At 57.7% G+C, this 11,428-nt stretch carries 10 protein-coding genes, 1 tRNA gene, 2 rRNA genes and 2 pseudogenes; 4 read left to right on the forward strand and 11 right to left on the reverse strand.

Translation table 11 applies throughout. From position 1 onward, the window contains the following. Positions 1 to 909, forward strand: a 909-nt coding sequence (locus tag AC33YF_RS10690) for a TonB-dependent receptor domain-containing protein (protein ID WP_491777195.1), incomplete at its 5' end; no start/stop codon positions are given. Positions 910 to 1,109: 200 nt separating this feature from the next. On the opposite strand, the gene AC33YF_RS10695 is transcribed toward AC33YF_RS10690, so the two are convergent. The 4 genes from AC33YF_RS10695 to AC33YF_RS10710 all read right to left on the reverse strand — a co-directional run bounded on the left by AC33YF_RS10695 (position 1,110) and on the right by AC33YF_RS10710 (position 4,191). After that, entirely contained in the window at positions 1,110 to 1,490 is a 381-nt protein-coding gene (locus tag AC33YF_RS10695; RefSeq protein ID WP_491777196.1) for a hypothetical protein, read from the reverse strand. A gap of 92 nt (positions 1,491 to 1,582) precedes the next feature. Next, on the reverse strand, positions 1,583 to 1,783 hold the full coding sequence (locus tag AC33YF_RS10700) for a hypothetical protein (protein ID WP_491777197.1): 201 nt from the start codon (positions 1,781 to 1,783) through the stop codon (positions 1,583 to 1,585). Between the two features lie 140 nt (positions 1,784 to 1,923). After that, complete coding sequence (gene pap, locus AC33YF_RS10705) at positions 1,924 to 3,507, reverse strand: polyphosphate:AMP phosphotransferase (protein WP_491777198.1); 1,584 nt, start codon at positions 3,505 to 3,507, stop codon at positions 1,924 to 1,926. A gap of 261 nt (positions 3,508 to 3,768) precedes the next feature. Further along, positions 3,769 to 4,191, reverse strand: a complete 423-nt coding sequence (locus AC33YF_RS10710; RefSeq protein ID WP_491777199.1) for a CBS domain-containing protein — start codon at positions 4,189 to 4,191, stop codon at positions 3,769 to 3,771. Positions 4,192 to 4,702: 511 nt separating this feature from the next. Here AC33YF_RS10710 and AC33YF_RS10715 point away from each other — a divergent pair. Next, a complete protein-coding gene (locus tag AC33YF_RS10715) occupies positions 4,703 to 5,140 on the forward strand; it encodes a metal-independent carbonic anhydrase family protein (RefSeq protein ID WP_491777200.1) in 438 nt (145 codons plus the stop codon). Between the two features lie 228 nt (positions 5,141 to 5,368). Here the strand turns inward: AC33YF_RS10715 and AC33YF_RS10720 are convergent. The 3 genes and pseudogenes from AC33YF_RS10720 to AC33YF_RS10730 all read right to left on the reverse strand — a co-directional run bounded on the left by AC33YF_RS10720 (position 5,369) and on the right by AC33YF_RS10730 (position 6,862). Further along, positions 5,369 to 5,445, reverse strand: a tRNA-Met gene (locus tag AC33YF_RS10720). Positions 5,446 to 5,771: 326 nt separating this feature from the next. Then, a pseudogene (locus AC33YF_RS10725) lies at positions 5,772 to 6,053 on the reverse strand (lipid-A-disaccharide synthase N-terminal domain-containing protein); the annotation flags it as partial. 5 nt (positions 6,054 to 6,058) lie between these two features. Beyond that, positions 6,059 to 6,862, reverse strand: coding sequence for a glycosyltransferase family 2 protein (locus AC33YF_RS10730; RefSeq protein ID WP_491777201.1), 804 nt, complete (start codon positions 6,860 to 6,862; stop codon positions 6,059 to 6,061). A gap of 159 nt (positions 6,863 to 7,021) precedes the next feature. Here AC33YF_RS10730 and AC33YF_RS10735 point away from each other — a divergent pair, with 159 nt between their 5' ends. Further along, positions 7,022 to 8,536 (forward strand): ArnT family glycosyltransferase, encoded by a 1,515-nt coding sequence (locus AC33YF_RS10735; RefSeq protein ID WP_491777202.1) that lies wholly within the window; start codon positions 7,022 to 7,024, stop codon positions 8,534 to 8,536. 28 nt (positions 8,537 to 8,564) lie between these two features. On the opposite strand, the gene AC33YF_RS10740 is transcribed toward AC33YF_RS10735, so the two are convergent. Then, positions 8,565 to 9,080 (reverse strand): copper chaperone PCu(A)C, encoded by a 516-nt coding sequence (locus AC33YF_RS10740; protein WP_491777203.1) that lies wholly within the window; start codon positions 9,078 to 9,080, stop codon positions 8,565 to 8,567. Positions 9,081 to 9,576: 496 nt separating this feature from the next. Between AC33YF_RS10740 and AC33YF_RS10745 the strand changes: the two are divergent. After that, a pseudogene (locus AC33YF_RS10745) lies at positions 9,577 to 9,933 on the forward strand (cell wall hydrolase); the annotation flags it as partial. A 147-nt stretch (positions 9,934 to 10,080) separates the two neighbouring features. Here the strand turns inward: AC33YF_RS10745 and AC33YF_RS10750 are convergent. The 3 genes from AC33YF_RS10750 to AC33YF_RS10760 form a co-directional block, all read right to left on the reverse strand. Further along, on the reverse strand, positions 10,081 to 10,626 hold the full coding sequence (locus AC33YF_RS10750; RefSeq protein ID WP_491777204.1) for a formaldehyde-activating enzyme: 546 nt from the start codon (positions 10,624 to 10,626) through the stop codon (positions 10,081 to 10,083). A 281-nt stretch (positions 10,627 to 10,907) separates the two neighbouring features. Further along, positions 10,908 to 11,022, reverse strand: a 5S ribosomal RNA gene (gene rrf / locus AC33YF_RS10755). 139 nt (positions 11,023 to 11,161) lie between these two features. Further along, a 23S ribosomal RNA gene (locus AC33YF_RS10760) occupies positions 11,162 to 11,428 on the reverse strand; the annotation flags it as partial.

An 11,428-nucleotide genomic window follows, 5' to 3' on the forward strand; every position in this document is an offset into this window, starting at 1 on the left:
AGGGTCGAGGGAGCGTCAGTCGACGGAACAGGCTTCTCCAACATCGATGATCAGGAAGCGCCTGTAATTTTTAGGGGACAGCGAGATTTCGTACCTGTCAGTGGGGGGCTCGGTGCGCTCTATGACCTCAACAACGACACGGTGCTGCGGGTGAACGGCCAGGCCGTCGAGCGCGCTCCGGCAGGCGCGGAGCTCTTTTCGAAGGGTATACACGAAGCGACCGGGACATTCGAGATTGGCAATCCGTTCCTCAACGAGGAGAAGGCGCAAACACTGGAAATCGGTCTGACGCGTCCGGTTGGAAAGTTCCGCTACGAAGCCTCTGGCTATTACACAAACTATGACGGTTTCATTTTCCGGGAGCTCACAGGGCTCGTCTGCGGCGAAACGCTAGACTCGTGCGCGGCCTCGCTTGACGCGGAGGAGACGTTAGACTTGGTTTTTTTCCGGCAACGCAACGCGACATTCTACGGGACCGAGATATTTGGCGAGTACGATTTTGGCGAGGTATGGCGTGGAGTCTGGGGGATTGATGGTCAGTATGACTTCGTGCGCGCCGAATTCGACAATGGCGAGAACGTACCACGTGTACCACCACATCGGCTCGGCGGCGGCGTTTACTACCGGGACGGCCAATGGTTTGGACGCGTTGGCGTACTGCACGCCTTTGACCAGGATCTGGTGGCGCCCTTCGAGCTGACAACGCCAGGCTACACACTCCTTAACGCGGAGCTGAGCTACGCTGTTAAGACGCGAGGTCCTGCGGGGTCGAGCCCAAGCTTCAATATCGGCGTGCGGGGCGACAACCTGCTGGATGACGAGGTTCTGAATTCGGCCTCGTTCAAAAGACGGGAAAACGTGCTCCTGCCGGGCGCCAACGTCCGGTTCTTTGGAAGCGCCACTTTTTAGTCGTTCGTTGAGAGGCCTTAGTTCACCGGAGCACGCCGGCCGTAGCCGGCAGGACTTCAGAGCGCCCGGAGCATCTAAGGTTTTGACCTGACTAGGCCTCATACCTGGAACAGATGAGCCGATCGTTGTTCTAGAACGGCCGCGCCCTGAGAGCGCGCGTACCACCACCCATGGCTAAGCTCGCTCGAACGTCGCATACGTTATTGAGGCGTGTTCTGAAGCCGCGCTTCCGACACCGCCCGTGACGCGCTCTGCCGATTTTCTTCCGAGACAATCTTCGTGAGCAAAGCTTCCGCGGTACCAAAGTCCTTGGCGTTGCAACTCACGTCGATGATGTAGCGAAAGGCGATATCTCGGTCGGCTTCTTGCTCTATAGCAAATGCTTCTCTCACGGCATCGCTGACGAGACGTGCATAATCCTCGCGGGCCTCATGGCTCTCTTGCGGATCATTGAATGCTCTGATCCGCTCCGAAGCATCAAGGCACTTCAGCTCAACATCAAGCGCAGGAACACCCGCATCCTTTCCTGAGGGATACGAAGTCTGCCCTCGCACCGCTTTCCACATATCGAGAATACCCATAACGACCTCTCCTATGTGATCGCCGCATGGCCAACGGCGATTACTATCAACAAAGCGCGGATTGCTGACCAATGCAAACCCGGCCCAGGCTTCTAGCCACCATCCGGATAGACCGGCTGCGGCTGGTTCGCAGAAGGAGGCTCGCCCTTGTGGACACCACTTGACGAACTCTCAACAGGCTCCTTCGGCGTCTCGGTAGCAGGCTCTTCAGCCATCTGCTCATCTTTCGGCTGCTCACAACCAGACAAAAGAAATGCGGAAAACAGAACCACCGCTAAACCCAAATGCTTCATGGCGCTCTCCCTTATTCAGACGTCCTGCCTGTTTATTTTAGGCTTATAGGACTGATCATCATATAACTCTCTGACTGCTGATCAACTCTAAGACGCATGAATGCTCCCGACACACACTTTTTGGTCCAGCAAGAAACAGGCTACTGAGCGGCGCTCTCCAAGCCTTCTCGACACGACTCGTCTAAGCTTGCGGCAAGGCGTTCACAGAAACTCCTCAAGACCTTCAGACGCGCGTATCGTTTGTCGTTACCCTCGATCAGAATCCACGGGGCCTGCCCCGTGCTCGTGTACTGCACCATATCGTGGACGGCTAACTCGTAATCGTGCCACCTTTCGCGGTTGCGCCAATCTTCATCCGTTAGCTTCCAACTCTTGTAGGCCGTCTTCTCACGCTGTTTGAAGCGCTTCAGCTGTTCATCCTTGGTGATGTGAATCCAGTATTTTAGCAGTACGATGCCGTGCTCACAGAGTTGAGACTCAAAATCGTTAATTTCCGCATAGGCGCGCCGCCAAGCCCCATCGGAGGCAAAGCCTTCAACGCGCTCAACAAGGACTCGTCCGTACCAGGAGCGGTCGAATACGGTGATTCGTCCCGCGCGGGACAGATTTCGCCAGAAGCGCCAAAGATAGTGTTGTGCTAGCTCATCTTCAGTCGGGGCGGCGATGCCGTGAACTTGATAGTTGCGTGGCTGCAACGCTGCCGTAACGCGCCGAATGGCGCCGCCCTTTCCTGCAGCATCTGGTCCCTCGAACAGTAGGATGCTCGAGATGCCCCTGTCTCTTGCGAGTAGGTGCAAGTTATAAAGACGGCTCTGAAGTTCCTTGAGTTCGGTCTCATAGACGGATTTCTCGACTGACTTCTTCATATCGAGCTTGTTCAGAATCGTAATGTCTGAACTCGGCAAGCCGCCTGCGATTTCAACGTCGGCATTGCTAACGTTCTTTTTCGACTCTTTTTTCGGCTTCGCCGACTTCTCGACGGCGCCCTCGACATCCGTGCTCGATACCGGCGACGCATCGAACTTCCGATGCAGGGCATCGAGTAGGGTCGACGTTACCTTCAAGCTCCGGTAGTTGGGGTCGGCACCTTCGACAATGGTCCAAGATGCTTTGCCGATATTGGTGCGGGCGACGACCTGCTCCGCAGCTTCGATGAAGCGATCATAGATCCGCCAGTGTGCCCAGTCTTTCTCGGAGACGCGGGCCAGGGCCAAGGGGTCATCCTCAAGAGACTTCAGGCGCTTCTCCTGTTCCTCATGACTCAGGTGCATCCAGAATTTGACGATCAGCGCACCCTCTTCGGCCAACGCAGTCTCGAAAGCGAGGATGCGCTCCAGACGCTTCAGGAAAGTCGAATCGTCGATCGCGCCATGAACACGATCTAGGACAGGCTGAGAGTACCAAGCGCTAAGGAACATGCCGATGCGGCCGCGGGGCGGGAGATCCCGCCAATAGCGCCAGAATTCAGGCCGGTCCTTTTCGCTGTTTGTCGGCTCATCGTATGCACACGTGCTGAGCCAACGTGCATCCATCCATTGATTGAGTAGCGCAACGCTATCGCTCTTGCCCGCACCGTCGACGCCAGCAAAGACCAAGATGGTTCGAAAACCCTTCTCCTTGAGCAGACGTTGCTGGAGTTCCAGCAACTCCTGACGCACTAATGGGGCCGCCTTCTTGAAGTCTTTCCGTGAAACCGTTCGACCGACTTCGGCGATTTCGAACATTGCATCCCCCTGAAATCTGATCAGTCCAATATATACGCCCGATGCAGCGTCTCAACGAGACCTCAAGCGGATGATCGCGTATCGCAGAATATCCGGAACGATGTTAAGGCGTGTACCTACTTACTCGGTGCTGCAAGTTCGTCATATCCTGACTCGGCAATAGCCGGCCATCAACCGAGCGCCTGGACCGATACAGTCGGTGGCAGCAGGGCAATGTACCGCAATCTCGATCGAGGGAAGTAATGGACGACCACGGCGCTGCTAACGCAGGAGCTCGGCGAGGTGTTCGTCGTCGTCCAGACGTTCGATCTCGATGCCCTTGAAGTCGCCGCGCGACACGACTCCAAGGATCGTATCGCCATCAACAACGGGCAGGTGGCGAAAACCGTAGTCGTTCATCTTACGAAGCGCGTCGATGGCCACGATCGACGGCGCAACGGTAACTGGACTACGTGTCATGGCATGAGTAACTGGAGTCGTCTCGGCGTTTCGTCCCTCGGCCAGGGTCCGCACGGCATCCCGCCCAGTAAAGATACCCAGGAGCCGCTGCTCGTGATCGACAACGAGGACGGACCCTTTCCGGCTTTCCCACATCCGGCGGCAGGCTTCCTGGACTGATGCCTGCTTGCCCAGCGCGAGCAGCTTCTGGCCCTGCAATACGTCAGCAACGGTTCTGTACGTCACGGCTCTCTCCTATCAGGTTCTGCCGAATATTAAGGATTTATGACCCCGCTCACTCCTTGATCTGCATCATTCTCGATATGTCTTTTCAGGCCTCTGTGGGAGCCGAAGAGCTGAAGCCAGCCGAATGTCCCCCGCCATTGTGCCTTGCACGGCGTGCTGGACATTAACTTTTGATTGTCTTCAAGCGAGAGGTTGGACGTGGCGGCTGAACCATCTGTCGAAGAGAAACGAGCTTGCGCGAGGCAGAGTTCTGCGTGGTTGAGATGTGGCACGCGTGCTGAGACGCATTGACCGCTTTGAGCGACAGGCTTAACAAGAGCCCCACGTCCTGAGGGTTTTTCAACAGCCACACGGTGAGGCCTTGATTGACCTCGAACACCAAAGGATGTTGCACAGGTCGCGCGCCCGACCGACACGACCCGTTGCTGGGCCCGGCTCATCTCGCCCGTTACATTTCCGGGCGATCAATCTATTGGGAGCAAGAACAATTTCTGAACGCGTTTTTGAACCGATGACCAAAGCTGAAGTCGTTGCCGCACAGCGCGCCTGGGCACGATGCGTCACCGAGCGTGACGTCGATCAGCTCCTCGAACTTTACGACTTCGGAACACCAGACGAACCGCTACTCTTTAAGCCTACCCTGGCGGACGTCATTCGACTCGATCGCGCAGGCGCGCGATCATACTTCGTGGGCGGTGATCCGAACTATCCCCATGACGCTGGTTTCCTCAATAAGGGGTGGACGCGCGTGGAATTTCAGAGCGCCGCCGGTCCAATCTTAAAAGCGGGTGGGCTCGGCTATAAGGATATGGGCCATTACACCTTCGTCGATGGCGATGGCAATGCTACGCGTGCGGACTACACCTTCGCCTATCATAAGCTAGACGGTCGCGTTCTCATCTCGCTGCATCACTCCTCACTCACCTGGCTTCCTCCGGAAGAAGACTGAACGATCCGCGGACCTTTGAAGCGTTTCGACAGACGGCCCAGAACGCGGCTCGCGGCCGCTTCGCGCAATGAGGTCCGCTGCCGTCCGATGAAAAGCTAACTTCGGCGGTCTTGACACCAAAGTTGCTGCTTGAGCGGCACGCGCGCCCATCTCAGTCCAACCGCAACTGGCACAGCTATATAGAAGAAACACCGACCCCCTATGAGACAATGGCAGGGGCGGCAAAATTGGTTGCGGGGGTAGGATTTGAACCTACGACCTTCAGGTTATGAGCCTGACGAGCTACCGGGCTGCTCCACCCCGCGTCAATTCATGTGGCCTTTGTAGACAAAGGACCGACCCTTGGCCGCGTGCACACCTTATCGGGGCTGCCGCGAAGGGGGAGAACCTTATGGAAAGGTTCGACGATGATTGGACGCGCTAACCTTGCGCGCCCGTTTGGGCCTGCGGCGCTGCGCTTTTAATAGGGGATTCACGACAGCTTTGTAAAGCCTTGCGTGCCTCACGCCTTACTGCGGGCCGCGGGCCGTAAGCCGTTGTTCTCGAAGCCCTGGGCGGGCGTGCTGGCTGATTTGGCCTCGCCTTCCATCGGAATTTCTGGGGGCCCCTCGTCGACCTTTTTCCCCTGCCAGATGAAGTAGATATTGCGGGAATAAATGATCAGGCCCGTCGCCTGACCGATGATGAACACAGGGTCCATCCGATGGATGGCGTAGCTAAGCAGCATCAGCCCGCCGAGGAAGCTGAAATACCAAAACGTCTCGGGAACAATGGACGCCCGGGCCCGCTCCGTTGCGATCCACTGAATAAGGAACCGCATAGAGAACATCAGCTGCGCGAACAAGCCAACACCAAGCCAAACCAGTTCCGCAGCGGACTTATCCGCCCACCATTGCGACAGGCCCTCTAACATGGCCGTTACCCTCTCTGGCTTACAAGTTGAATATGCCGCTCGCCTGCCTTGGCGGCGTCACCGTGAACATGCTCGGCCACGAGTGGAATGTCCGTGCGTTTCCGCAACCATCTTACGCCGACGAGATCGTAGATGCCGATCAGCGCACGACCCAAATTGGTGTACTTCGAATAGCCCGCCAGGCGCGGACGATCATTGACCGATGCAAAGCTCACTTGATGTCCATAGGTCAAGAAAAAGGCCGGAAGATAGCGGTGCATGCTGGTGAAGAACGGGAGAGCCATATAGGCATCCCGATGATACACCTTGATTCCGCAACCCGTATCGGGGCAGCCGTCATCCAAGACCTTGTCCCTCAGCCAATTGGCGAACCGCGAGGCGAAACGCTTCGACCCTTTGTCCTTTCGGGAAGCTCGAACCCCACCCACAAGGGCTGGCTCAGAACCAGGCTCGCCGAGCTTTTCAAAAAGTGTCGCAATATCGGCCGGATCGTTTTGTCCATCGCCGTCCATTGTCGCAATCACCGGAAAGCGTGCCGCGGTGACCGCCGTGCGGAGCGATGCACTCTGGCCCGCACGCCGCGCATGGCGGAGATACCGCAGAGTGCCGCGGGTCGGGATTAGTGCTTTGATTTCAGCCGCCGTTGTGTCGTCACTCGCATCGTCGACAACAATCACCTCCCCAAGAATTGCCTCGGGAACAGTGTTGTAAGTTTCCTCGATCAGCCGACCAATATTACCCTGCTCGTTGAACGCAGGAATAACGACGGAGATGCGGACGGCGCCGCCCGGCGCCCAATCGCCTGGCATGTGATCTCCCACGGAACACGATTGCTGGTCGAAGCGACCATAGTGATGTTCAAGTTTGACGTCCAGATGTAGGATGCAACGCAGCTGACATAATTCTGATAGATATTTCAGCCCTCTAGCGGCTGAGCCCCGCGCCAAGCCTCTGGAGAGGAATCCACGTTGCTTGCCCACGAAAGTTCGAAAGCGTACGGATCGTCCGACGCGCTCATTGGCCCGCCGCTGTCTGATAGGGGCTATGCCCTACTAACCCTTCTATGCCTGGGCATCTTGTTGGCGTTTCGGCTGCTTGCGCTCCACGCATCGAAGGTGGACCTCGTCATGGACGAGGCTCAGTACTGGACTTGGTCGCGTGACTTAGACTTCGGGTATTTCTCCAAGCCGCCGATGATTGCGTGGGTCATCCGGGCGATGAGCGAGACCTGCGGACTCTCGGAGGCCTGCGCGCGCGCCGCCTCCCCGATACTCTACACGCTGACATCGGGACTACTGTTCGTCATTGGCCGAACGCTTTTCAGTGCGCGAACGGGATTCTGGGCCGCAATCATCTTCGTGACGCTGCCTGGTGTCTCCTATGCCTCTGCTCTGATCACCACTGACGCGCCGCTGATCTTCCTATGGACACTGATGCTGTTCTTCTGGGTGATGCTGGTGAAGCATCAGAGCATGGGCTTTGCGATTCTCTTGGGCATTGCCTTCGGCACGGGGCTCCTGGCCAAACAGGCCATGATATATGCGGTGCTCTGCATCGCTTGCCACGCCATCGTGTCCCGCGAAGCACGCGAGGCACTCAAAGGCGGCCGAGCCATCGTCGCCGGACTTATTGCTGTTGCGCTGTTCTCGCCGAACATCTTTTGGAACGCCGAACATGGCTGGCCGACCGCAAGACACACCGGGGACAATATGGGATGGCGTGCACCCTACGTGCACCCGTTCGAACTTCTCGAGTTTATCGGCGCGCAGTTCGCGCTGTTCGGGCCGATCCTCTTTGCCGTCCTCATCCGCGCAGCGATCCGGCAGGTCCAAGACCGCGAAGACCCTCGCAAGACACTGCTTCTCTGCTTTTCACTGCCCATCCTCGTGACGCTGACTATCCAGGCCTTGCTGTCGCGCGCGCACGGCAACTGGGCTGCTACCGCCTATCCCGCCGCAACGATTTTTGTAACGGCGGTTCTGCTGGAACAAGGGCGGCGCACGCTTCTCGCCATTTCCATGGCTCTGCACATTGTTGTGGCGGCCGTGATTGGGATTGCACCTGCCTTTGCGCGGAGCTGGCAGCCGTTCGAGCAATTGCTGTTCTTGCGGTCATCAATCGCCTGGGAGGAAACGGCGGACGCCGTGCGCAAGATTCTGTCAGAGGCACCCTATGGCGCCGTACTGGTAGACACGCGCGATCTTACCGCCGAGCTGCTCTATTACATGAGGGATGTCGACACACCGCTCTACGCGTGGAAGCGCAAGCCTGATCCGCATCATCACTATCAGATGACACGGCCTTTCGTCGCAGGGGTGCCCGAGCCTGTCCTTCTGGTCTCGCTGCACTCTTGCCGGCGGAGCATATCGAAGAAGTTCGAGCGGATGACGCCCTTGGAGCCGGTTGAAATTCCGCTCGTCAGCAATAGGACCCGAACGCTGTACGCCTGTGCCCTGTCGGGTTACCGCGGCGGAGACAAGTAAGTGAGGGACCCGCGGCAAGTCAAAGACGTCAATGATGACTATGATCGCCGGTCGTGTCCTTCGACGCGCCAGCCGGGCGTGTCGCGACGGGTACGGTGAGCTGAACCTTGCCAGCCTTGGCGAAGTCCAAAGTCAATGGCAGCGTGGCACCCTCAGGGAGCTTTTCATCCAGCCCCATGATCATGATGTGGAGCCCACCTGGCTTCATCGAGACAGCCCCGCCTCGATCAACCGTGAGCCCATTCTCGACAGGCCTCATTTTCATGACGCCTTCATCGGTCATCTTCGTTTCATGGATTTCGACCCGGGCGGCTTTGGGCGAGCTCGCACTGCGCAGCACATCTGTGTCGGTCCCAATATTCTGGATTGTCATGTAAGCGGCCGTAACGCGCCCCTCTCCGATCGTGGGGCGGACCCAGGCCTCGGACACAGCGATGCTCGTTCTTTCCTCGGCCCAAACTGCCAGGGCGACGAACAAGAACGCAGCCAGGGTAATCGCCAATGCGAGCCCTATCTCAATCCGGTGTCTCGTCATGCGCCCCATCGTCCCCTCCAGCTCAACCGGCAGTACAAGTCAAAGTGGTAGTCCCATGCGACAGCCGCGGACCTTTTCTTAGACCCTTTAGAGTTCTTAGACCCTTTAGAGCCTGCGTGCTGTGCCGTGGTGTCACGTGCGGCGGTCCGTCGCTCTATGAACTTGCATTGAATCAAGTGCTTGGGGGAATGCTTCGCTGATCAAAGCGGCTGGCGGGATCAGTATCGTCTATGGATGCGAATACGCCCATCGGGCTAAAAATGCCAGAAAGTTCGGAGCGTCAATTTCAAGTCAACCTTTACCCCTTAGGTTCGCCGCGCTCTAGCCAGACTTGGCTGGACCCCAGCATGACCGGCGTCGGCAAACGTCGGCAGGTCTTGGGTCATCGCGATCGGGGGACAAAAAGCTGAAGAAGCGAAGGACAATCCTCGGGGCAGCGAACGCTGTGGCAATAGCGGCGCTGTGCTTGAGCGGCTGCTCGGGGCGCTCAGGTGGCGGCCTGCCCATGGTCGCGACCACCGACGAACGAGAATGTCTTGTTCGTGCAATGTATTTCGAGTCCAACAGATCAAGTTTTGACGGCAGCATGGCCGTTGGAACCGTGGTCATGAACCGCGTGGAGTCCGAGCGGTTTCCCAGCACGATCTGCGGCGTTGTTGGGCAACACAAACAGTTCGCGCCGGGCGTTCTTAAGCGGAAGATGGACCCCAAGCAGATGAAGCCCGCTTTGCACGCCGCCGACGCCGTCCTCAAGGGTGGAAGACACCCTAAAGTGGGCCCGGCCATGCATTTTCATGCGGCTAGCTACAAAAACCCCTACCCGGCGAAATACGTAACCGTCGCAGGCGGAAACGCGTTCTACCTCAGACCCGGCAAGCGCTGGGCCCAGGAGTACCTGCTTGGTCCGGCGGCCGATTGAGGCCACCAGCGACATAGGCAACAAGACGCGGAAAGCCGCCGCAGGCTCACCTGCGACGGCTTCCAACTGGATCTCCTGCACGGCTCGCGGCTACTCGCCCTTCAAAGCCTTCTCGAAGTATTTGTGGACGACCTTGTCCTGGTTCTCGAGCAGCCAGTCAATCGACGGCTGATAGGTCATGGCCTTGTTGATGGCCTGCCACGTCGCCTTGCGGTGAATGTCGAACAGGATCTTGTGGTCGAGATCCTCGACGTCGACGATGCCAGGGTTCAACCAGATCGACACGATAATGCCGAGGTCGTCCGCCTTGTCTTTGGGAATATCGCCGGAGCGCACCGCGTCGAGCACGCCCATCGCCGTCGCGTACTGCACGGTGCCCATAAGGATGTTCGTGTAGCGTGCATCCTCCACCGTCACCTTGCTCACGCAAATGGTCGGCGGCCGCACCATGACGTCGGTGTTCATCAACGCGAGGACACGGCTGTGGCCCTTCACCTGGTCTCCCAAAAGGTTGGCGAAGGCCGATCCCATGGGACCGTCCATTTCGCCAATGGCGACTTCCGGCTCCGCAGCCGTACCGGGCGGTCCGCCTGCAACCAGGCTCTCGCCTACTCTCATGACAATACGGTCAGACATGATCTGTCTCGTTCCCCTATTTTGTTGGCAATGAAGACGATGGAATGAAATCCGCGCGGACTATGGCGGCACGCCCTCGACATCGCAACGCCTACATGCGAGCGGTGCCCCACAGGCAACAAAAAACCGCCGCTGGGGAGCCCAGGCGGCGGTGTTATTGGAGTGGCGACCTGCGCAATGCGTGGTGCCAACGATCATGAAGAGGAGAAATCTCGATAAAGTTCCACGTGGCGCCTGCCATAGCGGCGCCGACGCGAAAGACAACCATCTGCTCTTAGCAAGCCTGGCAACGACCTACTCTCCCAAGTCTTGAGACTTAGTACCATCGGCGCTGGAGCTTTTCACGGACGAGTTCGGGATGGGATCGGGTGTAGGCGCTCCGCCAAAATCACCAGGCCAGCAAAGAACAGTTGGTTATGAAAATCCGGTCCCGTTTTCGGGCACTACCGCGCGTTGCGGCAGCGTCCCACCCATCCTCGTGCTTATGTAGGCCACTAGGCCGGTAGCACAAATAGGATGGGTACTGACAATGAAAGCAATCAAGCCAATCGAGCGATTAGTACTGGTTAGCTTCACGCATTGCTGCGCTTCCACATCCAGCCTATCAACGTGGTGGTCTTCCACGGCTCTCAAGGGAGAACTCGTTTCGAGGTGGGCTTCCCGCTTAGATGCTTTCAGCGGTTATCCCTTCCGTACTTAGCTACCCTGCTGTGCCGCTGGCGCGACAACAGGTCCACCAGAGGTACGTCCATCCCGGTCCTCTCGTACTAGGGACAGATCCTCTCAATTCTCCTACACCCAC

The sequence above is a fragment of the Methyloceanibacter sp. genome (genome assembly GCF_058506495.1).